General features: G+C 40.4%; 15 protein-coding genes. 4 read left to right on the top strand and 11 right to left on the bottom strand.

Features of this window, described 5'->3' with window-relative positions; genetic code table 11:
* Positions 1 to 68 precede the first annotated feature (68 nt).
* The 4 genes from CALSC_RS04700 to trpS all read right to left on the bottom strand — a co-directional run bounded on the left by CALSC_RS04700 (position 69) and on the right by trpS (position 7192).
* Positions 69 to 1268, bottom strand: a complete 1200-nt coding sequence (locus tag CALSC_RS04700) for an EAL domain-containing response regulator (protein WP_088240248.1) — start codon at positions 1266 to 1268, stop codon at positions 69 to 71.
* Between the two features lie 94 nt (positions 1269 to 1362).
* Positions 1363 to 4521, bottom strand: coding sequence for a PAS domain S-box protein (locus CALSC_RS04695; protein ID WP_088240247.1), 3159 nt, complete (start codon positions 4519 to 4521; stop codon positions 1363 to 1365).
* A gap of 460 nt (positions 4522 to 4981) precedes the next feature.
* Positions 4982 to 5911 carry a methylenetetrahydrofolate reductase gene (locus tag CALSC_RS04690; protein WP_088240246.1) on the bottom strand — a complete coding sequence of 310 codons (930 nt, stop codon included), beginning with the start codon at positions 5909 to 5911 and terminating at the stop codon, positions 4982 to 4984.
* Positions 5912 to 6178: 267 nt separating this feature from the next.
* Complete coding sequence (gene trpS, locus CALSC_RS04685; protein ID WP_088240245.1) at positions 6179 to 7192, bottom strand: tryptophan--tRNA ligase; 1014 nt, start codon at positions 7190 to 7192, stop codon at positions 6179 to 6181.
* 19 nt (positions 7193 to 7211) lie between these two features.
* Between trpS and CALSC_RS04680 the strand changes: the two genes are divergently transcribed.
* Complete coding sequence (locus CALSC_RS04680; RefSeq protein ID WP_088240244.1) at positions 7212 to 7514, top strand: hypothetical protein; 303 nt, start codon at positions 7212 to 7214, stop codon at positions 7512 to 7514.
* Positions 7515 to 7871: 357 nt separating this feature from the next.
* Here the strand turns inward: CALSC_RS04680 and CALSC_RS04675 are convergent, their stop codons facing one another.
* The 6 genes from CALSC_RS04675 to fabI form a co-directional block, all read right to left on the bottom strand.
* Positions 7872 to 9515 carry an alpha/beta hydrolase gene (locus CALSC_RS04675; protein ID WP_088240264.1) on the bottom strand — a complete coding sequence of 548 codons (1644 nt, stop codon included), beginning with the start codon at positions 9513 to 9515 and terminating at the stop codon, positions 7872 to 7874.
* Positions 9516 to 9807: 292 nt separating this feature from the next.
* The gene (locus tag CALSC_RS04670; protein ID WP_088240243.1) at positions 9808 to 11388 is read right to left on the bottom strand and encodes an alkaline phosphatase D family protein; all 1581 of its coding nucleotides are present in this window, start codon (positions 11386 to 11388) and stop codon (positions 9808 to 9810) included.
* 795 nt (positions 11389 to 12183) lie between these two features.
* Complete coding sequence (locus CALSC_RS04665) at positions 12184 to 13674, bottom strand: polysaccharide biosynthesis/export family protein (RefSeq protein WP_088240242.1); 1491 nt, start codon at positions 13672 to 13674, stop codon at positions 12184 to 12186.
* Positions 13675 to 14443: 769 nt separating this feature from the next.
* Complete coding sequence (locus CALSC_RS04660) at positions 14444 to 15406, bottom strand: ABC transporter ATP-binding protein (RefSeq protein ID WP_088240241.1); 963 nt, start codon at positions 15404 to 15406, stop codon at positions 14444 to 14446.
* Positions 15407 to 15744: 338 nt separating this feature from the next.
* Positions 15745 to 16413 (bottom strand): imidazoleglycerol-phosphate dehydratase HisB, encoded by a 669-nt coding sequence (gene hisB / locus CALSC_RS04655; protein WP_088240240.1) that lies wholly within the window; start codon positions 16411 to 16413, stop codon positions 15745 to 15747.
* Positions 16414 to 16498: 85 nt separating this feature from the next.
* Positions 16499 to 17275, bottom strand: coding sequence for an enoyl-ACP reductase FabI (fabI, locus tag CALSC_RS04650; RefSeq protein WP_088240239.1), 777 nt, complete (start codon positions 17273 to 17275; stop codon positions 16499 to 16501).
* A 469-nt stretch (positions 17276 to 17744) separates the two neighbouring features.
* Here fabI and ntcA point away from each other — a divergent pair, with 469 nt between their 5' ends.
* The 3 genes from ntcA (at position 17745) to CALSC_RS04635 (ending at position 20547) form a co-directional block, all read left to right on the top strand.
* The gene (gene ntcA, locus CALSC_RS04645) at positions 17745 to 18416 is read left to right on the top strand and encodes a global nitrogen regulator NtcA (protein WP_088240238.1); all 672 of its coding nucleotides are present in this window, start codon (positions 17745 to 17747) and stop codon (positions 18414 to 18416) included.
* Positions 18417 to 18602: 186 nt separating this feature from the next.
* The gene (locus CALSC_RS04640) at positions 18603 to 20042 is read left to right on the top strand and encodes a DUF3084 domain-containing protein (protein WP_088240237.1); all 1440 of its coding nucleotides are present in this window, start codon (positions 18603 to 18605) and stop codon (positions 20040 to 20042) included.
* Positions 20043 to 20106: 64 nt separating this feature from the next.
* On the top strand, positions 20107 to 20547 hold the full coding sequence (locus tag CALSC_RS04635; protein WP_088240263.1) for a pre-16S rRNA-processing nuclease YqgF: 441 nt from the start codon (positions 20107 to 20109) through the stop codon (positions 20545 to 20547).
* Between the two features lie 185 nt (positions 20548 to 20732).
* On the opposite strand, the gene CALSC_RS04630 is transcribed toward CALSC_RS04635, so the two are convergent.
* Complete coding sequence (locus CALSC_RS04630; RefSeq protein WP_088240236.1) at positions 20733 to 22919, bottom strand: pentapeptide repeat-containing protein; 2187 nt, start codon at positions 22917 to 22919, stop codon at positions 20733 to 20735.
* Between the last annotated feature and the right edge of the window lie 198 nt (positions 22920 to 23117).

The following is a 23117-nucleotide window of genomic DNA, read 5'->3' as shown; positions in this document are numbered from 1 at the left end:
GAAAATACCTCTGCCCGACTCCCTACTCCCTACTCCCTATTTTCAAGTCAGAAGGTAGAAGCATCAATTTATGCAACTGTAAATAGTAACTTTTCAAATTCTGGTGCTGGCAAAGGGCAACTGAATAAAAATCCCTGCATAGTATCACATTCTTTCTCACATAAAAAATCTAACTCTGCCTGAGTTTCTACACCTTCTGCAACTATTTTAAGTTTGAGATTATGCCCCATCTGAATCAGTGCTGTTGTAATTGCTGATTTCTGTGGATCCTTATCAATATTTTGGATAAAATAACGGTCTATTTTTAAAGTATTAATAGGTAACTTATTCAAATGAACTAAGGAAGTATATCCGGTGCCAAAATCATCAATAGCAATTTTTATACCTAGAGATTGTAATTCCAATATTGTCGCGATCGCACTATCCCAATCCTCTAGAATCATGCTTTCAGTTATTTCTAGTTCTAGGCAATTAGGTTGCAAATTATGAACTGTTAAAAAATCGACTATTTTTTGAGTAAAGTCTTTTTGAATAAATTGTTGTGCTGATAAGTTAACAGCGATCCGTAACCAGGTGAATCCAGCATCGTACCAGATTTTGAATTGTTGAAAAACTGTGAATAATACCCATTCACTAATAGAAACAATTAAACCTGTAGCTTCTGCTAAATTAATTACTTCGCTAGTAGACACTAGACCTAACTCTGGATTATGCCAACGGAATAAACTCTCAGCCCCAGTTATTCGACCAGAATTAAGATCAACCTGTGGCTGATAATAAACTTGAAACTGCTGAAAATCTTCTGCTTGTAAAAGACGACGCAAATGTTTTTCTATTAATCTCTTATCGGCTAATTCTTTTTCTGTAAATGAAGGGGTGGAAAAATGTTTGATTAAATTTGCATTTCTTGTCAAACGGCTAGTGATCGCTCCTAATAATTCAGCGCGGGTAAAAGGTTTAGTTAAATAATCATCTGCACCCAAATCCATAGCTTTACGAGTATCTGTTCTAGTAACTCTAGCTGTCAAAAAAATAAATGGAATCGGCGCAGTCATTGGTTCTTCACGTAATGCTCTCAGAATTCCATAACCATCAATTTCTGGCAGCATTAAATCACATAAAATTAAATCAGGAACCTCAGTAAATGCCATTTGTAACCCTGTTTTGCCATTGTCAGCAGCAATAGTTTCAAAATCTTCAGCTTCTAGTAAAGCCAAAATATTATCTCTGACTAATTTCTCATCTTCAACAACTAATATTTTGGTCATGATGCAAAAATTGAAATTTTGAATTTTAAAAAAGCAAATGTCTAATTGATAGCATTATTTTAATTATATTTAATTTAAGTATTCATAACTCAAGCTAATGGGAAATTTCAATTCCCAAGGGCAGTGTGACTATAAATGTTGTACCCAATCCGATATCACTTTTAACAGTAATCTTACCCTTTTGGATATCGACACACTTATTGACAATTGCCAATCCCAGTCCTGTACCGGGTATATTACCGACATTATGGGCACGATAAAAAGACTCAAACAAGCAGGATAAATCTTCTGATGGAATACCAATACCATGATCTTGAATTTCCAAGATAGCTTCTCCTTGCTCACATCTCAGGGTAAAACGAATAGTGCTATTGCTGAAAGAATATTTAACTGCATTTGAGAGTAAATTAATCAGAATATGTCTGACTAATTTTTCATCCATACAGCATTCAATCGACTCATATTCACAACAAAAAATAATCCTGTGGTAGTTTTTTATATTCAGTTCTAATTCTTCCACCACAGAATAACAATATTGAACTAAATCCAGAGGTGCTGGGTTCATATCTAATTTGCCCATTTCTGCTTTGCCAATTACCAGCACGTCATTTAACATCTCCGTCATATGCTTCACAGAAGTTTGAATGCGATTTAAATGAGTCAGTTGTCTTTCCTCTGTCCATTTGTGACGGTAGTGTTCCAGCAACTCAGCAGAAGACAAGATAGTACTCAATGGTGTACGAAATTCGTGGGAAGTCATGGAGACAAAGCTAGATTTAAGTTTATTGAGTTGTTTTTCTTTATCTAATGCTAATCTCAACTCCTGTTCTAATCGCTTACGATCTGTAATATCTGCCCAGTAACCGACAATTTCCAATGGGTTACCAGTATCATTCTGCACTACTTTCCCTTTATCATATACCCAACGGTAGGTTCCATCTTTATGTAAGAAACGATACTCATTTTGGTATTTACCTTGTTGAAGTTGCTTATTGGCATTAGCAAATACCAAGGATACATCTTCCGGGTGAATGTGCTTAACCCAAAAGCTAGAATCTTGCATAAATTCCCTGGCTTGATAGCCCATCATTGTAGTAACACTGTCACTGATAAAGGTAATGCTAAAATTATCATCAGGCTTACAACTATAGATGACTGCTGGGCTGGAAAGTAGTAAATATTGCAGCCGTTGTTGGCTAAGTAATAAAGCGGTTTCTGCTCGTTTTCGTTCAGTGATATCCGTGGAGATGCCAATCAAACCGATCATTTTGCCATTAGCATCTTTAATCACATTTGTACGAAATTCAATGTCTAACAGACCACCACTACGTGTTTTCATTTTGACTTCACCACGCCACGAGCCTCCATTTTGAAGGGTCGCTCGGATTTCAGGAAACTGTTGCTGATCTTGGAACAGACCTACACATCCACCCAATGCTTTTATTCCCTCTAAGGAATACTCAAACAGTTCAGTAAATGCTGGGTTAATGTATGTAGTCTTACCTGTCATTTCACCTATGGCTATGGCATCACTGGTGCTTTCTATGGCTTTTTGAAAGCGCAACAGAGAATCTTCCGCATTTTTACGTTCAGTGATATCCGTGGAGATGCCGCAAACGGCATAAGGAATACCATTAGCATCTTTTAAAGGAAACTGGACAGAAAAGTAGGTATGTATTCCATCTGACAGAGGAACAACTTCTTCGACTTCTAAGGATATACCTTCTGCCATCACCTTGTGGAGATTGAATACAAACTTCTCGGCAATTTCATGGGGCCAAATCTCGTAGATACTTTTGCCTGCTATTTCCTCTGTGGTCTTGTTTAATAGCTTTTCATACTCACGGTTGATCACTAAGTATTTATATTGACTATCTAATACGTAAATAACTGCGGGAGAGTTATCTAAAATTGCCTGTAGATGTGCCTGAGTTTGATGTAATTTAGCTTCTGCTTGCTTACGTTCAGTAACGTCTCTACTAATACCGCGATACCCACGTAATTTACCTTGATTGTCAAAGACTGGCACCCCATTAGTTTCCAGAATAACTCGATGACCATTTTTGTGCAGGTTAATGCTGTCTATCCATTGAAAGAGTTGTTGAGCAGTAAATGTCTGAATAAACATCTCAGTTGCCTGTTCTCGCAGTTCTGGTGGTACTGTTTGCAAAGGGGTTTTACCCAATACTTCTTGGGCTTCATAACCTAATATGTCGCTGATTTTAGGACTTACATAGGTATAGAAGCAGTTCTCATCCATCTCCCACACCAAATCACTGCTAGTTTCCACCAAATTGCGGAACCGTTCTTCGCTGTTTGCTAGGGCCTCTTGTGATTGCTGACGAATGGTAATATCTTCATAGGTGCCAAGAATACCTACCACATTGCCGTCGGTATCGTGCAGGGGAACCTTGTTAGTATCTATATAAATTTGCTTACTATCTGCCTGTTGCTGAGTCTCCATGATGTGTAACTCTGGCGTATTGGACTCCATAACCCGCCGATCGCAATGGCGATACCATTCCATCTCTTCCCTAGTCCAAGGTAAATCATAGTCAGTCTTGCCAATAATATTTTCGGACACACCAATGTTGGCATCTTGGGCAAATTTACGGTTACAACCTAAATAAACTGAGTTGCGGTCTTTCCAGAAAATTGATTGGGGAATATAGTCCATGATTAACTGGAACATTTGCTGAGATTGTCGCAGTTGCTCTTCTATCAGCAGGCTATCGGCAATTTCATCCAATAACTGGCGATTCATGGCTTGGAAAGCCTCTGTACGCTCCTGAACGCAGCTTTCTAATTCTGGGTTCTCTTGAAGTAGGCTATTTTCTTCTATGGTAAGTACTTGAAAAATACTTTCTGGTGTAATTACTCCTACTATTTGACCTTGCTCATCTACAATAGGGAGTAAACGCAACTGATGCTGCTGAAATAGAGCCATTAATGCTGCCCTATCTTCAAGTTCGGACCGTTGATATGTGATGACTGAAGTGTTCATCACAACAGAAATATTGGTGATTTGGAAGTCAACACCCGCAGCCACTAGCCTGACCACATCTTGCTCTGTTAAGCACCCTACTAGCTGAGAATCCTTAATTACTAATATCGGATTGGCTAGGTCTTCACTTTGTTGTGCCATAATTGCGATTGCATCTGACAATAATGTTTCTGGTGCGACTTGCAAAGGAGAAAAATTAATTGCAGATTCTACACAAGAGAGTCTGAGAATTTGAGATAAGGCTGGCATAGATGCTGGCAATTACAGAAATAAAATTCCTTTCCTACAAAGTATTACATCCTACATCCTAATATATAGGAATCGGAAAATAACTGACATATAAGGATTTTCTTTTGAGTGCAATACACTGTTGATTTCTAATATTTAAGATGGGCTAGAAGTCCATCAAACAACACTGTATTTCACCCAAGTGAGAACCCCTATATACCCTAGCATCTTTATGCAGCATCCAAGTATATATCGCAGCCCATGATACAGCAATTACACTGTATAGCAAAAGTATAAAAAGCAGCCAAGCTTAACTGACTGCTTTGGGAAAATATATAATACGTCTGGTGTGAATTAAAAATGTCTCTTTGATTGCAAGAGTTTTGAGACTTTCCAAAAACATTGATTTTTGGATTACTAAGACAATTACAATAGTTTCAGCAATCAATTCACACTAAACGTATAATAGAATTTGCTCAGTTTACACCGGTACCAATTCATTTACAGGCTTGACACCAGCTAAGTTCAAAATAGGGGCAATCAAGTCTTCCCGTTTTACCGCCATCATATGTACACCTTGACACAATTGTTGTGCCATTTGTACTTGCTCAGCAGCAATTTTCATTCCTTCTTCCAAGGGGTCTTGTGCCTTTTCCAGACGCTCAATAATATGATCGGGAATATTCACCCCAGGAACTACACGCTTGATAAAGCGAGCATTTTTTGCTGATTTGAAGAGGAAAATTCCCGCCAAAATTGGTTTATCACAACCAGCAGCAATTTGATCCATAAATTTATCTAACTTGTCAAAATCTGTAATTAACTGACTTTGAAAAAATTGTGCTCCCGCTTGTAGTTTACGCTCAAATCTCTTTTGTAAACCAGACCAACTGGGACATTGGGGATCTACTGCTGCACCAGGGAATAAATCCAGAATACCATCAGTTAAAGGTTTATCGTTATAATCAAAGCCATGATTGAGTTTATCAATTGCCTGTAAAAGTCGTATGGATTCCAAATCAAATACCCCTTTAGCATCCGGATGATCACCAGCTTTCACTGAGTCTCCGGTCAAAGATAAAACATTGCGAATACCTAAAGCATATGCTCCCATCAAGTCAGCTTGTAAACCAATCCGGTTGCGATCGCGGCAAGCCATCTGACATATTGGTTCAATACCATGTTGCAGTAGAATAACTGACGCTGGTAATGGAGACATCCGCAACACAGCACGGCTACCATCAGTAATATTGACGGCATGAACCCTCCCCTTAAGGGTCGCCGCCATTTCCACCATATGACAAGGATCTCCTCCCTTGGGAGGTGCTACTTCGGCGGTAATTAAAAATTCACCCGCTTCAGCAGCTTTACGAAAAGCATCTAAAGGCTTGTTGTTCTGCTGGTTGTGCATAGAATGGAAAATGGTTAATTTTAGTTAAACATATACACATAATACTGAACAACAAAACCTCATCAAAATTTTGGGTAACCTGACTAGAAGAAGCAGGGGGGAAAAGGTGCAGGGGGCAGGGGGGAGTGTGGGGAGTGTGGGGAGTGTGGGGAGTGTGGGAAGAATAAAGAAGTGATAAGCTTTTTGCCTTCTCTGTCTTCTCCCTCTCCCTTGTCCTCCCCTATCCTATAAGGATTTCAGTAGTTGTGGGGTAAAGCATAGGAGAAATTAGAGGGGCATGGAATAACCCATAGCAGCTTTAACTTGTATCAGAGTTTGCTTGGCTATATCCTCTGCTTTTTCCCTACCATCACGCAATACAGATTCTAAATAGCCCTTGTCTGCCATTATTTGGTGATATTTCTCTTGAATGGGTTTAAGGGCTGCAATGGTGGTTTCTGTTAACAAAGGTTTAAACTGACCCCAACCCATATCTTCACACTCAGCCGCTACTTCTGCCTTAGTTTTGCCGGATAGTAGCATATATAAGGTTAGGAGGTTATTACATTCCGGACGTTCTGCATCATCAAAAGTTAAACCGCGAACGGGATCAGTTTTGCAACGCTTAATTTTTTTAGTAATCTCATCCGCAGAATCTAACAAATTAATTCTACTCAATTCTGAAGGATCGGACTTGGACATTTTCTTTGTCCCATCGGTTAAACTCATTACCCGCGCCCCTTCTTTACGAATCAAAGGATCTGGTAATTTCAGTACAGGTTCGTCTTGTTTGGCGAATTGGTGATTAAACCTGTTGACAATATCCCTCGTCAATTCCAAATGTTGTTTTTGGTCTTCACCTACGGGTACTTTATCCGCTTGGTACAGTAAAATATCAGCTGCCATGAGGACGGGATAATCTAATAAACCCACACCCACATTTTCACCCTGCTTCACAGCCTTTTCCTTAAATTGGATCATATCTTCCAACCAATTGAGGGGGGTGATACAGTTGAGCAGCCAAGTTAGCTCGCAATGGGCAGGGACGTGGGATTGAATAAAAATAGTGGAGTGTTGTAAATCAATACCGCACGCGAGATAAAGTGCTGCAATTCCATAAGTATCACCTGCTAATATCGCGGGATTGTGGGGTACGGTAATAGCATGTAAATCTACTACACAAAAGTAATTATCATACTGATGTTGGATTTCCACCCAGTTGCGAATTGCGCCCAAATAGTTGCCTAAATGTAGATTACCAGTTGGTTGAACTCCAGAAAGAACTCTTTGTTGCGTACCCATAAATTACGAATATAACAATTTGCATAAAACACATTTAATTCTGACATCTTTCGGCACAAATGGAGGCAATGCTGTTGAACTAAGCCGGACTGTCACCCATCCGACTCGTCTGCAAAACGGAGCAGATGACGATGCCTACACTACAAGATTTGTTTGGGATTCTCCCTCTCATACATACAAACTTATCTGTTTTTTACGTCAGGAAGAGGTAGGGGAGCAGGGAGCAGGGAGCAGGGGAGGAACCTCATACATGAATGTAGAGAGCAGCGCGCAGAAAGGGGGTCTACCCCATGAGCAACTGCATCAAGAAAGGAATTATTGAGAAAGAATGCTTATGCATCGCAGCACAATTATTTCTAATTTTTCCACAAATAAATTTGGGGGCTTGTATCCTTTTCTTTTTCGGTCAAGAAGAGACGCGGAAACACCGATGTGATGGGGCTTGAACCGCCTACCAATCTGGATCCATAAAATCGCAGATTTTGATAGGAGACTCAGACCCTTGAGGCTTATCGCCCTGGACACTGGGCTTGGGACACATCTCGCCCCGCGTCCCCGCGTTATCCGGTTGATGGGGGTAGAATCGATAAAGCTAATCTCAGTAATTTTGTTTATATATATATGTAAAAAGTAACATGCAAACTCACATTACTTTTAACTCTAGAAATCTCCTAAAAATCTAGAAAAACCTTAACCACCGTCTAATACTAGCTGGTAAATTAGAGGTCAGGCGTAGAGAAATGTGTGGTCTGGAAAAGGACTGTACATAGCCTGGTGTTAAAAATGGTCGATAAGCCTTTGCTGACGGTGTTTGTTGGTGGATGAATGCCAAGCTGACACCTTGGATGACTTGGCGTAGGGATTGGGTTTCTTTGCCTTGTTTTTCGGGAATAATTTTATTAGTTGCACTACCTTGATATTTTGAGCCGCTAACACTCAAGTGAGTACCACCAATGGCAGTTAATAAATATTTACTACCTCGCAATTGTTGAAAGGGCTTGATTTGATGAGAAACTGCGGGGGTCAAAGTATCTTCAGTTCCTGTTAACATTAATACTGGACTGTTTACCTTTGCCATACCCTGACGACCAAAGATTTCACCCACTAGAGGGTTGAGAGCAATGACATTTTTAACTCGCGAATCTTTGAGTTGTAGTTTGCGCCCTTTTAACCCTGTGGCTGCACACTGTAACCAATCTCCAGGTGATTTTGCTAAGGAAAGGGAATTTTGACAAAATTTTCGTAAATGTTCTAAATCTAACTCTGCACCAGCTAAGGCTAAAGCTGTATATCCTCCCAAAGAATGACCAATTACAGTTACCTTATTTGTATTTAGTTGGGAGTTGAGTACCCCTGGTTGAGTATTGAGTTTGGCAAATTTGTCTAATATAAAACTAACATCTTGAGGGCGATCGCTAAATTCGGTAGGGACAATCAAATCTTGTAAATTCCCTTTGTTAGTTGCTCGATTCACAGCAGTACTATTACTACCAGGATGCTCCAAGGCAGCAACGGTAACGCCATGGGAAGCAAGGTGACGTGCTAGATAAGCCAGAAATGTTCGCTGGGCACCAAAACCGTGGGAAATAACTACCAAGGGAGTCTGAGTCTTTTGTGTATCTGGACTCCAATAAATGTCTACGGGAATAACACGCTTTCTAGTTCTATCAGTGAGCCGAATTGTCTTGGTTTGGACTGTGTTGTCACCAGTTTGAGCAGGATTAAAAGATGTTGGTAGTACAGTGTTATTTTTAACAAATAAATCTGTTTGTAGAGAATTTCCCAAAGCTATGCTGGACAGATAATTTGGGTTGATTCTCACAGCCAAGGATACTGCTTGAGCAGCATCGATGGTAACACTATCCTGGGGATATGCCCGCAAAAAACCGAGTAAACTTAATCCATTCACTTGTCTTAGGGCTAAATACAATCCCGTTTTTAAAATTTTTGGTGAACTACCGGGAATTGCAGTCCCTAGGGATGAAATTAATTGTTTACCTACCGATGTTTTCATTAAGCTATCAAAAAAGCGATCGGCAATTTTTGGGTCTACTTGTAATCGTTGGGTTAATAATCCTCTCGCTTGTGGAGTCAGCACCGACGAAAAAACTTGTAGTTTATCTGGTAACTTGCCGGTTTTTGCAAATTTTTCTAAATCCCCAACTTCTACTGACTGCTGAAATGGACCTAAGCGAATATTCACCTTTTCTGCTGCTAAGCCTGAGGGCATTGCTAGGCACCAACCCACAGTCATAAAACCAGCATAGAGCCATCCTTTGACTAAGAATGAAGTGTATCGAATTATGCTAAATTGCAACTGCATAAATACTGTCATGGAGATTTACCCTTAATTCCCTCTCAGTCATAGACGATGAAAGCATACACCCGTTCCCTATATTTAATTAGGGAGTAGGGAGTAGGGAGTAGGGATTAGGGAGTAGGGATTAGGGAGCAGGGAATAAGGAGCAGGGAACAAGGAGCAAGGAGCAGGGGAGGAACCCCATATATAAATGAAATATAGGGGCTTGAAACCTTGTTTTGCTAAACTCCACAGCTAATAGTTGATCCTGCCCACTTCAATTCAGGATAAGGAGTATACTAAATATCTGATGATATTACTCGGGGTACAGTGTTTTTTCATACATTAAAATACCTGTAATATCACGTATTTGAACAGTTAGTTCAGCTGTTCTACCATCTACCTCTGCTAATCCAAAGAACTGTAAATCAGTCTTCGTTGGTGGCAAGTTCCCAGGTAAGTTTAAAGCTCCTGGCCCTCGTCTAAATTTATACTCTGGGCCAAAGCTAGGATCGAGATTTCCCGGACCAAAAGCACCAGAGTTGATAGGGCCAATCACAAATTCCCAGAAAGGATTAAAATCTTTGAAAATAGCTCGATCTGGATCGGTTTGAATTGCTGCTGCAAAATGAACGTCGGCTGTAATGGAAACCACATTCTTAATGCGTTCGTGCTTAATAAACTGTAATAGCTCGCGCAGTTGTAATTCCCGACCTAATATTTCTTGCTCGTTTTGACCCCAAGAATCCCGATCAGTTTCTCCCCCGGTGACGATGGTAAAAGGATCGTGGGTAGCAATGACTTTCCAGGTAGCCTTGGACTTTCTCAAAGCTCGTTTCAGCCACTTGAATTGCTTTTGTCCCAACATTTCAATACCATTGGGATCGCTATTTTCTGGGTTTGGATCTCTGAAAGACCGCTCATCGACTAAGAAAACTTCTAAATGTTTTCCGTGACGGAAACTACGAAACAGTTTTTTCCTACGGATGGGATTATATTCAAATAGTGATTGTTCGGCAACAGCTGCCAGGGTATCAACAGAGATCCCATTATAAGGCTCACCATCAGGCAGAATTTCCCCAGGATACCAGTTGTTAGTTACCTCGTGGTCATCCCACTCTACATAAATGGGGGTTTCGGCTAGAAAACGTCGGAACTTTTCATCCCCCAGATTGTATTTCCAATTGGCTCGATATTCATCTAGAGTAATCGCTACAAAATCTTTCGCAGGCTCATTAATCCAGGTTCCCCCACCAATTGCCTTTGGAATTTCCTTTGTAGCTGGTATGGAATTATCTGCATAAATCATGTCACCCTGAAATACTGCAAAGTCAGGCTTAAACTTACGGATGACATCGAAGACTACATACCCTCCTTGGATAATCTCACCATCAAAAGACTGGATCTCAAATTCAGGATTACGACCCCAACCTTGTCCTGCTAGGTCAGCTACCCAAGCAAACCGGACAGTTTGATTCTCAAATGGTGCTGGTGCAGTTTGGAAACCACCTTCACCTGAAAAGTTAGCATTGCGTAGTCCTCTATCGGTGTAACCTACCCGATAATAGTACTGTCTTCCTGGCTGCAAACCCTTCACATTAACTTGACCAGTAAAGTCTGTAGCTATGCTTAACTCTCCTCCGTGAATGGTTCGAGTACGATGATGGTGAAAGTTGGGTGAAGTAGAAACCTGGACAATCAGATTTGAGTTGCGATCGCCCCGTGTCCAAATAGTAGCTCTATTTGAAGTAACATCCCCTACCTGAACTGGATAGCCAGAAGATAAACTGTCGTTTGCTTCAACTAGACTCAGATCTAACCACTGACTTCCTACTACTGCTCCAGCGCCAGCAGCACTAAGAGTGAGAAACGAACGTCTGGAAATGCGATGACTCATATACTTCCTCTAGTACAAAATTAAGGATGGGCAATCCAAATAACTATGAAATTCCCCAAAGTATTGCAGAGTCTCGGTTAATCCAAATTAGCTCTAGTTTTGATTAGAGCTGAACATGTCCTCGAACGAGAAAATCTGGCAACTGCTCCGAGGATAATTTCACTTCCTTAGGAACAATACACTACAGATTTAAAGCCTCAATTAAGGCTGCATTAAATTCTAGTGAAGTAAGTCATAGGTAGGGGAGCAGGGTACAAGTAATAAGTAATAAGTAATAATTAATAACTCCCGGTTCGCCCATTTGAAACCGAGTTAGGAAAAATGCAGAAGGAAATAATCAGGGTTTTAGCGTTTGATTTAAATTGCGAGCGCAAGGAAGCGTATTAATTTTGCCTCCAAATGCCAGCAAAAAAACCTGATTGACTCCAAATCCCTATTCTCGCAATAATTCAAATAATGTTTGCAACATATAAATTCTTCGTAAGGGCACGGCACCAGCTAAGATACTTTTATATATTGAGAGATTGTGAATGTTCCCTACATTTTCTGTCGCATTCTTTTGTGAAAAAGGTATCACATTATTTATCAATTTCTCTAACTTCAAAAAAAATGGGCGAACCTTACATATTAATGAGGACAGTATTTTTTGACTAAAGGACTATCAACTATCAACTATCAACTGAAAAACGTCCTAACTTGGCTGGCTATAGCTATATCTAAGTAACAAATAAAAAGAAACCCAACAACCAAAAACTTTGGTATTGTTGGGCTTCATTTGCAAAGTGAGTTATTTGCCTAGAATCCGAAAAAGAATCTAAGTACATTGATAGCTCCACCTACAGGTCCTAATATTAGACCTAGAGGATCACTAACCTTAGCAATGCCAGAACGACCAACAAGCACAACATCGTCATCACGAAGAATGGGATTGGTTTGCTCATTAATTCCGGATGCCAAATCTACTTTGATTTGGCGTTTTGTTACAGAACCATTAGGATTGAGACGAACCAGAGTTACTTTTTTCTTCTTCGCTCTAGCATCATTAAATCCTCCTGCTGCAAGTAATGCATCATTTAAAGGACTGTTAGGCTTAATTCTTACTCTTCCTGGGGTTTTCACTTCCCCTACCACACCAACTTCAATTTCTGCGGGGGATAAAGTAGTTGTGGCTAATTGAGTCGCTTCTGCTGGATTAATTTCAGTGGCAGTAGGAACAACAATAGTATCTCCATCTTGGAGGATAACATCTTGACTTATATCACCACTTTGTAATAATTGCCAAAGATTAATATCAATATTTTGTTGATAGCCATCCTTATTTTTTGTTGGACGACGGATAGTTACCTTGCGAACATTAGCTTGGGATGTAATACCACCAGCCTGCTGAATTACCCGAGTTAATGTTGGCAAATTCGCAACGTTGTTTCCACCTCCTGGTTGATTCTGTTGATTATTATTAGCAGTATTATTAGTACTCACAAGGTAAGCACCAGGACGATTAACTTCACCAATCACAGCCACCGTGCGTGGTGCGCTGGGGCTAGCAGCAAAGTTAAGTGCAGCTAAATTTCTGGCTTCTGCGAGACTCGGTTCCTTGGCTGTAGGGACAAAAATAGTGTCTCCATCCCGTAAAGTAATATCTTGGGGTACTTGACCTGTTGTCACCCATTCCTTGAGGTTGAGAGGAACTGCTTTCTGTTCGCCTCCTCTACCACGCCTTCTTACCACCACTTGAGTAATATCCGCAGTCATAGTTACTCCCTGAGCTGCTGTCAGTGCTGCTAGGACTGTTGGATATTGTACCCCTGGATTATCTCCTCCACTGCCTTGCAAACTCAGTGTATAAGAACCAGGACGTGTTATTTCCCCAGATACAAAAACATTAATTGGACGAGGTGATAACAAATTGACTGAAATTAGAGGACGCTTCAAATAACGAGAATATTGCTTGGCAATGTTATCAGCAGCTTCTTCTGTTGTTAGTCCTTCTAAAGGAATGCTACCAATTAAAGGCAGATTAATACGTCCTCCAGGAGGAATTTGATACTCACCTGTATATTCAGGAACTTCAAATACATTTACACGTATGCGATCACCACCACCCAAAGTATAATTTCGATCTAGTGCGTTTTGCGTTTGCGTACCTGTCAATGTGTTAAGTTGTACATCGGTAGATACAGTATTAATTTGAGCCAAGCTTGCGGAGGGAAAAAACATCATGGTCATTAATACAACCACTCCTGCAATTGGCTGGGTGAGAAATTTCAATAAACCTGTATTAAGCATATTTAAACGAAACTAACATACATAAAGTGGTGACTGAACTTTTGATTCTTGACCATACTTAACTATTCAAGTTCCCTAACCTTCTTATCTAGAATTTGCTCAATTTTCCGCCCAAAAACCATACATGGAGTTTTAATTTTTGGTAAAGTAAATTTAAAGCTTAGATGAGTCTGAGACAAAAGTTAGAGTCATAGAACAATGGGAAACTAAACATTTTTACTTTCCTTAGTTGGTCAAGCATACAATATAATCAATTTAATATCGAATATGGATGATCAATAAATACATAATAGTAAATGTGGATTTACGGTTGGCATTATCCTTCTAGGTAACTCAAAAATAAACTAATCAGGGTAACCCGGTCAAAGTAATAGTTTATTTAGATTTGCCCTTGGAGAAAAAAGTTAGCTTAATGATGATTTAAAACTTCTGGCTTTAGACATGGAGTCACTCCAACATCCAAAGTTGAATTATCCACCAACTATATTAATTAGTAAAATCATAGATTTTTTTAATCTGAATGAGGTAAGTAAATTAGACAGTCAATTAAACACACCTGTGGTTTACCTTGGTTAAACTTTCATTCACTTTCTAAATTACTTGTGTAACCTAAATTTCATATTTTTGTTAGTTAAGTATGTTACCTGAGACAGATATAGTTAAATGGTAGAGCCTCTGTCAGGAATGATATTTCCTGGTTTATGTAATATTATCATATGATTGTCTATTTTCATACAAATGATTTTAGATTGTAGCTCATGGGAATCAACTATTTTTGCAAATTTTGGATAAAAAATTCCTCCAGAGAAGGACGAAATAATTTCATATTTATAATTTGTCCACCCATTAATCGCAAACTAGCGAGAAAATCATAGTAATCTCCTTGTAGTTCTCCTTGCCAAGAACCATCCGACTTAGATTCTATATTTGGTAGCCATTTTTGCAAAATTTCCCAGTCACCACCTTCACCAATTACATGATAGGTATGGGCTATACCTAGCAGTTGATTGAGGGAACCACAACAAATTAATTCCCCTTGAGCTAAAATGGCAACGCGATCGCAAATTTTTTCTACATCACTGAGAATATGACTGTTGAAAAAAATGGTTTTTCCTTGTTCTTTGAGTGTGAGAATAATTTCCCGCATTTGGTAGCGTCCTAACGGATCGAGTCCAGACATAGGTTCATCCAGAAATAATAAATCTGGATCATTAATTAATGCCTGGGCCATACCTACCCGTTGTAACATTCCCTTAGAATAGCGACGCATTTTTTTCTTGCGAGCATCCATTTTCGATAAACCCACCAAGTCTAATAATTGGGGAATGCGTTGGCGCTGGAGGCTGGAAGGAATCTGGAATATACCCCCTGCGAGCTGTAAAAATTCCCAACCTGTAAGATAATCATATAGGTAAGGGTTTTCCGGTAGATAGCCTATCCGTTGTTTTACACTGCGATCGCCGATTGGTTGACCTAATAATATACCTTTCCCAGCAGTCGGACGAATGATTCCTAGTAACAATTTAAACAATGTAGTCTTGCCAGCACCGTTAGGCCCAAGCAAGCCAAAAGTTTCTCCCGGGTAAACTTTTAAGGAACAGCTTTTCAGAGATACAATTTTTTCATTCAGCCAAAAGCCCGTACGATATACTTTACGTAATTCGGTAGTCAACACCACTGGCGTTTCTTGACTATTAAATGGAATATCGGGTGCGTCTACTACAGACTTCATTTTTGATTAATTTATATTGGCAACAGCATCAAATATTACACATTAATTTACACCCACTTAGTTGTTTTGTCAGAACAAGTATGGGTGTGTAAATTATGTCCAAAAGGATAACTGATTGCCCAGTATTTTGTCACTATTTTGAAAATTGTTAGTTGTTAGTTGTTAGTTGTTAGTTGGGAGTGGGGAATCGGGAGTGTGGGGAGTGTGGGGAGTGTGGGGAGTGTGGGAGGTGTGGGGAGTGTGGGGAGAATAAAGAAGTAACAAGCTTTTTGCCTTCCCCTCTTTCCCTCTTTCCCTCTTTCCCTCTCTTCCCTGCTCCCCCGCCTCTTCTTATTCCTTTACAAGACACCTTTAGAGCTGGGAATAGTAGCAGCACGTCTGGGGTCAATTGCAACAGCCATTCGTGCAGCGCGAGCAAAAGCTTTGAATGTGGCTTCAATAATATGATGAGAATTAATACCATCCAATTGGCGAATATGTAATGTCATCTGACTATGGTTTACCAATGCCACAAAGAATTCCCGTACTAGTTGAGTATCATAATTACCCACTCGTTGAGTCGGAATATTTAAGCCATAGCTTAGATGGGGTCGTCCAGAAAAATCTAAGGCTACTTGTACTAATGCTTCATCTAAAGGAGCGAGAAAATTACCAAAGCGTACAATACCCTTCCGATCTGCCAATGCTTTTGCCATAGCTTGTCCCAAAGTAATACCTACATCTTCGTTGGTATGGTGATCATCAATTTCCCAGTCTCCTTGGGCGCGAATATCTAAATCGATTAAGCCATGGGAAGCTATTTGATGTAGCATATGATCCAAAAATGGGATGCCTGTGGCGGCGTTACACACCCCTGTACCATCAAAATTAACTGTCACTTGCACATCTGTTTCCCCAGTTTTACGGCTCACAGAAGCCATGCGAGGGGTAAAATTGATTTGCTTATCTTGGGTGGTGATGATTTGGCGGAGATTGGAGTCCTTGTCAGAAGTATCGCTAATTTGCATAGGATGTTAGTTGATAATCAATAATGGTGAGTTAGTGGTTAGTTGCAACCAGTACATATACAACTAACAACTTCTAACTAAAAGCTTACATGCCCATGATTTCATATCCCGAATCTACATACAGAACTTGTCCTGTAATGCCGCTAGCTAAGCCACTGCATAAAAAGGTTGCCGCATTACCCACTTCTAACTGAGTCACAGTCCGTCGTAAGGGAGCAATCTCTTCCACATGATGAATCATGTCGAGAATCCCACCTACTGCACTAGAAGCTAAGGTGCGAATGGGGCCTGCAGAAATGGCATTGACGCGAATATTTTCCGGGCCTAGTTCTGCTGCTAAGTATCGGACACTTGCCTCTAATCCTGCTTTGGCAACCCCCATTACGTTATAATTAGGTATTGCCCTAACGCTACCTAAATAGCTAAGAGTAAGAATACTACCCCCTGAACCCATTAGTGGTTTAGCAGCACCAGCTAACTGGGCTAGAGAGTAAGCACTGACCTCTAAAGCCGTTTGGAAACCAGAACGGGAAGTTTGGCTGAAAGCTCCAGTCAAGTCTTCTCTTTGAGCAAAAGCTAAACAATGGATGAGGATATCTATTTTACCCCACTTATCTGCGATCACTCCAAAGGTTGACTCTACTTGCCCATCATCCTGAACATTGCAAGGTAAAAACAAACTGGGACTGAGTGGCTCCACAAGATCCGCCACTTTTTTCTGCATTTTGCCCTTTTCATCAGGCAGATAGGTAATTCCTAGGTTGGCTCCAGCCTTATGCAATTGTTGGGCAATACCCCAGGCAATAGAGCGATTATTGGCGATGCCTGTTACTAGGGCATTCTTTCCAGTCAAATCCAGCATATGAATTTTTGAGATAAACAATCAATTAGGAGCATACTAGAAGAGGAGGGAAGGAGGGAAGGAGGGAAGGAGTGAGGGATTGAGGGAGTGAGTTAGTGAGAGAGGGAGTGAATAATAATTTTTAATTCTTAACTCCTAACTGCTAAATATTTTTAAGCTAGGATTGTTTGATGATTGCAGATGTTAAAAATTGTCAAATAGCAAAAAATATGCATACTTCCTTAATATCTGCTCAAGACATCTTAGATTATTCTTAATAAAAGCAAGAAATTACATCTAGTGTAAGAACCTATTAAAAAGTAGTATATGGAATAATGAAAAATAATATGCCATCATGAACAAATAGTAAAAAAGAAGTGAGGTTAAGTTATAGAAAAGTATAAAAACTTTGACAATGTGTTTTTGAATTGTCGGGTATTTTCTGAGGAAATCAGTTTTAGTTTTTCCGGCATTGGGTAGGGGAAGGGAGATGTTCGTGACACAAGATAAAGCCCTCGCAAATGTTTTTCGCCAGATGGCAACTGGCGCGTTTCCTCCAGTAGTGGAGAGTTTTGAGCGTAATAAGACGATCTTTTTTCCCGGCGATCCTGCTGAACGGGTTTATTTCCTCTTGAAAGGCGCAGTGAAACTATCCAGGGTGTATGAAGCAGGAGAGGAAATAACTGTGGCGCTATTGCGTGAAAATAGCGTGTTTGGGGTTTTATCCCTACTAACGGGAAATAAATCGGATAGATTCTACCATGCGGTCGCTTTTACACCTGTGGAATTGCTCTCAGCTCCCATTGAGCAGGTAGAGCAAGCACTCAAAGAAAATCCCGAATTGTCCATGTTGATGCTGCGTGGTCTTTCTTCGCGGATTCTTCAGACAGAGATGATGATTGAAACCCTTGCTCATCGAGATATGGGTTCGAGATTAGTAAGCTTTTTACTAATTCTCTGTCGCGATTTTGGGGTTCCATGTTCAGATGGAATTACAATTGATCTCAAGTTGTCTCATCAAGCGATCGCAGAAGCAATTGGCTCTACAAGGGTAACTGTTACTAGGTTGTTAGGTGATCTACGTGAGAAAAAGATGATTTCCATACATAAAAAGAAGATCACTGTACACAAACCTGTTACTTTAAGTAGACAATTTACTTAGTAACAACCTGAGTAACCACTAGTGGATTGGAGTCGGTTAGTGTTTGCATATCTCAATGAGTGATTCAGGAATGATAAACAACTCACTCGTTGACTCATGGTAAACTATTATAATCTGGCTCCATTCCCCACACACAATTTTTAGAAGAAGTAGGCTGTATCTGGAGGAATTTCGTTAATTACTAAGATGGACGCCGGGTACATCCTGATTGTGGCAATTTTAATTTTGGGAGGTGCAATCGCCACTGCTGGCGATCGTATTGGCACGCGGGTTGGTAAGGCTCGTTTGTCATTGTTTAAGTTGCGCCCCAAGAAAACTGCGGTACTGATTACAATTCTTACGGGTACTTTGGTTTCCGCATCTACTTTAGGGATTTTATTCGCTGCTGATGAAGGTTTGCGTAAAGGTGTCTTTGAACTGGATGATATTCAAAGGGATCTGAGAAAGAAGCGGGAACAGTTACAAGCTACGACTCAAGAGTTGGAGACTACTAATCAGAAGTTAAATACTACCACTGCAAATCTCAACACCACAAGAAAAGAGAAAGAACAGGTAGTCACTCAATTAGAAAAGACCAAACGCGAAAAAAAGCAGGAATTACAAAAAATTAATGCTTTTTTACATAAAGCACTCAAAAAGCAAGCAGAAACCCAGGCTCAACTCAAAAAAGCGATCGCGGAAATTCAAAGTGCTTATGCTGAAAAAAGGTCACTCATACAAGAAATTGAATTGCGGAAGGCGGAACGGCAAAAACTTTATGATGAAGCTAGAGCGGCTATTAATCAACGGGAAATTGAATTAGAAAAACGTCGAGAAGCTATAGAACAACGTGATCGCAAAATTACCCAATTAGATGGTCTGATTCAAGAGCGTAACTTAGAAATTTCCCAGCGCGAGCAAGCGATCGCTAAAAAGGAATCTAGCTTAAAACTGTTAGAGAAACAAAGAAGCTTATTGCAGCGGGAGGTCGCAAGGCTAGAAAAATATTATCAGTCTTACCGGGATTTACGTTTGGGTAAACTGGCTCTAATTCGTGGTCAGGTGCTAGCTGGAGGTATAATTAAAGCCCAAGGAGCATCTCCTGCTCGTCGAGGTGTAGTTCAACTTCTGCAACAAGCTAACCGCAATGCGAATATTCGCTTAACAGAGCCGGGAGAAACTCCGGGAAATAAACAAATACTACAAATTACCAAAAATCAAGTTCGGCAATTAAGCAAACAGATTCAAGATGGGCGACAATATATTGTGAGGATTTTCTCTGCTGGTAATTACGTCAGGGGGGAAAATCAAATTGAATTTTTTGCTGATGCATCATTAAATGAATTGGTATTTTCTCAGGGTGAAATATTAGCTACAACCACTGCTGACCCTCAACAGATGACATCCTATCAATTGCGACAACGGTTAGAATTATTGATTTCTGCTTCCCAATTTCGCGCTCGCAATGCTGGTATCTTGGAAAGTATTGAAGTAGATAGTACTTTCTTAAAATTTGTGGCTCGAATAGGTAAGTTAGAGTCAGCAATAGAGATTAAGGCAATTGCTGCTCAAGATACTTATACCGCAGGACCTTTGAAAGTGAAATTAGTTGCGATTCAAAATGGAACAGTGATTTTTAGTACTTAAGAAATTACAATAGTTGTGATAAGTAATAGGTTGTAGGTGATGGATAATGGGGAATGAGCAAGAAATGACAAACTATTACCCTGAATTTTCCCCGACACAGCCAACTATTTTAGGTTTCGATCCGGGGCGAGATAAATGTGGTGTCGCTGTCATGGGATTGGATCGACAACTCTATTATCATCAAATTGTACCTGCTGATGATGCGATCGCGACTATCGATGATCTGAGAAAAAAGTTTCCCATTTCTTTAATGGTGATGGGAGATCAAACTACTGCTAAAAAATGGCAAAAACAGTTACAAGAAAAGTTACTTGAACCTTTAAATATTATTATGGTGGATGAGCGTTATTCTAGCTTAGAAGCACGCGATCGCTATTGGCAAATGTATCCACCCAAAGGGCTGTTTAAGTTATTACCAAAGGGTATGCGTAATCCCCCCCGACCTGTAGATGATATTGTGGCGATTTTATTAATTGAAAGATATTTAAATCGCCTTACTGAGTAATAAGTAATAAATAATAAGTAATAAGTAATACAATTTTGAAAAAAGGATGGGACAGATGGGTAGGGGCACGGCATCCATAATCTTTCAATATATAAAAGTATCTTACAGGTGCCGTGCCCTTATGAATAATTTATGTGTGGCAAATATTATTTGAATTGGTATAACCAATAATTATGAATTACAAATTATTTTGTCAATAACTGAGGAATGAGCGCACCGGGAACGCCAGCCCTTTTGATCAGATTACAGCCCAATTTATAGGCAAAATCCACAGTTCTACCCGCTCCCAAAGCATCATAAAAACCAATGGCAAATTCTATCCCTGCTTTATCCGGAATTGCCTGATTCATACCAATAACATAGTTGATATGTTGGGCTATGGCTGTGGCTTGGACTTGCGAATAACAAGCATTCAATACTACACATTCTATTTGATCAGAAAACAACTCAAACAATTCCCCTAGTGCTTCCGCATCAATTAATTTGATGTTACCAGCTTCATCTTCAAAGGCTAAACCATCCTCCCCCGAACCATGTCCAGAAAAATGAAGAATCTGCGGTTCGTGGTCTAAAATAGCTCTGTGAATGTCTCGATAACGTACTGCTTCTGCTGTGTCTATGACAAACTGTTCCCGTTGTTTGGCACGTTTTAAACCCTCTTTAATCTCCCGTATTTCTTCATCTAAACGTAGTTTTGTCGTATTTACGGGATTAGCCGAGAGCAGCAAAATTCCCCGTCGCTGATCATTTTTTAATACCGTCGTGACTACATTCTCTAATTTGCGAATTTGCTGAGAATTATCGGCAATTAAGGCTTGGATTTCTGGCTGTGCTAAAGCTTTTACATAATTATAAGTTTCAAAATATTCTGTACTTAATTCTGATTTATTAGCCTCAGTAGAGGTTTTCGCCCGTAGTAAAAATTTATCCCCTCCCCGTTTCTCTATCGCTACAATTTCTAATTCCGCATCGGGGTTATTTTCTGCTAACTCTTTGAAGGAAATTGCTATGGCTCTGGGGTCAACTCCTTGATTATGGTATAAGTCCAGGGTATCCACAATTGGTTTAATAAAATCACCAAATTCCCCATCAGTGAACACTTCTGCATTGTTATCTGGCTTGCGGAGGGGATCAGGGTTGTTTTTGGTGGGAACTCGCATGTACACATACTCGCACCTTACCCCAGTAAAGTTGGTTTGGCTAGTAATTCCCCAATCTTCGATGTAGGAACCCGTGAGAGTTGCACCAGTAAAGTTAGTTTCATCCAGTTGAGTTTGTTTGAGTTTGGCTCTGGATAAATCAGCGTCTTGTAAGTTAGCTTCACTTAAATCTGCGGCGATAAAACTTGCATCTGCTAAGTTCGCTCCCTGTAAGTTGATTCCCCGTAGTTTCAGGTTATCAAAATTCTTGTCTTGTCCCTGTCTTGTGAGCAATAATTGCCGCACTTGGGTGTCTTTTAGGTAAGTTTTTCCCGGACGAATGAGGTCAAGTTTTTTCGTATTTTGCCAACAGGTACGGGTAAGGGTTGCATTTCTTAAATCAGTATTTTTCAGGGTGGCTCCGGTAAAATCAGTATCCGTTAAATTAGCACCGCGAAAATTCGTACCACCAGTAGCTGCAAAAGCCACAGCTATATTGCGAATTAAAGCTTGTTTTTCGTCTCCTTTAATAGCTCGCCAAGCAATGTAAGTAATAAATAGAGTGAAGGCTTCGGCGACGGCGAAGGCGACAGCGACGGCGATGGCTCCGGCGACGGCGACGGCGATGGCGAGGACGAAGGCAAGGGCGAGGGTTCCAGCGACGGCGAAGGCAAGGGCGAGGGTTCCAGCGACGGCTCCAGCGACGGCGAGGGTGAAGGCGAGGGTGAGAGCGAAGGCGAGAGCACCAGCTCCGGTGACGGCTCCGGTGAGGGCGAGGATTCCGGCTCCGGTGAAGGCAAGGACGAGGGCTCCGGCGACGGCGACAGCGAGGGCTCCAAAAGCTGTTGCTATTCCTTGGCGAATAGTGACTACACAGAAGATAATCACCACTATTAATCCAACCCAGCTTGTAATCTGATTGTCTAAGCTGGAAGAATTAAATATAGATACAACAACAAAACCAACAATCGACGAGCAATATCCAGAGACTGCTGACAGCAAAAAAGAAACACCAACCAGAGAAATCGCCCACCGTTTTTGCAATCCACCTTTCGCACCCCTAAAGTTTGCCCCAGTTAAATTAGCATTGCTAAAATCTGCACTGCGGATATCTGCTTCCCGAAAATCTGCCCCTGATAGGTTTTCCCCTTTAAAAGACTGTCCCCGGAGATTGGCACGACAAAAATCCCTTTCTCCTTCTGCATATCTTCTGAGTAATTCCCTGGCTTTCATGCAGTCAGCGTCTCCTTAGGGGGTTGCAAATTTTACTTTCCGCAAACAGCATGGCGAATCAGCGCAAAAACGAGATGATTTGATACATTGTCATTTAAAATACCACAAATAAATTTGTAGCTTCCCGACTTCTTGTAGATGCATGAGCAGCTTGACTTAGGGTAGAAGTCGGGAGCAGAAAAAGCCCGCAGGCTAAAG

The organism is Calothrix rhizosoleniae SC01 (genome assembly GCF_900185595.1).
Lineage (GTDB): Bacteria > Cyanobacteriota > Cyanobacteriia > Cyanobacteriales > Nostocaceae > Calothrix_A > Calothrix_A rhizosoleniae.
This window is presented reverse-complemented; position numbering and strand designations above follow the sequence as displayed.

Coding starts and splice junctions, on each gene's coding strand:
- CALSC_RS04700 (WP_088240248.1), bottom strand. CDS start 1,268: ATGACCAAAATATTAGTTGTTGAAGATGAGAAATTAGTCAGAGATAAT.
- CALSC_RS04695 (WP_088240247.1), bottom strand. CDS start 4,521: ATGCCAGCCTTATCTCAAATTCTCAGACTCTCTTGTGTAGAATCTGCA.
- CALSC_RS04690 (WP_088240246.1), bottom strand. CDS start 5,911: ATGCACAACCAGCAGAACAACAAGCCTTTAGATGCTTTTCGTAAAGCT.
- trpS (WP_088240245.1), bottom strand. CDS start 7,192: ATGGGTACGCAACAAAGAGTTCTTTCTGGAGTTCAACCAACTGGTAAT.
- CALSC_RS04675 (WP_088240264.1), bottom strand. CDS start 9,515: ATGCAGTTGCAATTTAGCATAATTCGATACACTTCATTCTTAGTCAAA.
- CALSC_RS04670 (WP_088240243.1), bottom strand. CDS start 11,388: ATGAGTCATCGCATTTCCAGACGTTCGTTTCTCACTCTTAGTGCTGCT.
- CALSC_RS04665 (WP_088240242.1), bottom strand. CDS start 13,674: ATGCTTAATACAGGTTTATTGAAATTTCTCACCCAGCCAATTGCAGGA.
- CALSC_RS04660 (WP_088240241.1), bottom strand. CDS start 15,406: ATGAAGTCTGTAGTAGACGCACCCGATATTCCATTTAATAGTCAAGAA.
- hisB (WP_088240240.1), bottom strand. CDS start 16,413: ATGCAAATTAGCGATACTTCTGACAAGGACTCCAATCTCCGCCAAATC.
- fabI (WP_088240239.1), bottom strand. CDS start 17,275: ATGCTGGATTTGACTGGAAAGAATGCCCTAGTAACAGGCATCGCCAAT.
- ntcA (WP_088240238.1), top strand. CDS start 17,745: ATGTTCGTGACACAAGATAAAGCCCTCGCAAATGTTTTTCGCCAGATG.
- CALSC_RS04640 (WP_088240237.1), top strand. CDS start 18,603: ATGGACGCCGGGTACATCCTGATTGTGGCAATTTTAATTTTGGGAGGT.
- CALSC_RS04635 (WP_088240263.1), top strand. CDS start 20,107: ATGACAAACTATTACCCTGAATTTTCCCCGACACAGCCAACTATTTTA.
- CALSC_RS04630 (WP_088240236.1), bottom strand. CDS start 22,919: ATGAAAGCCAGGGAATTACTCAGAAGATATGCAGAAGGAGAAAGGGAT.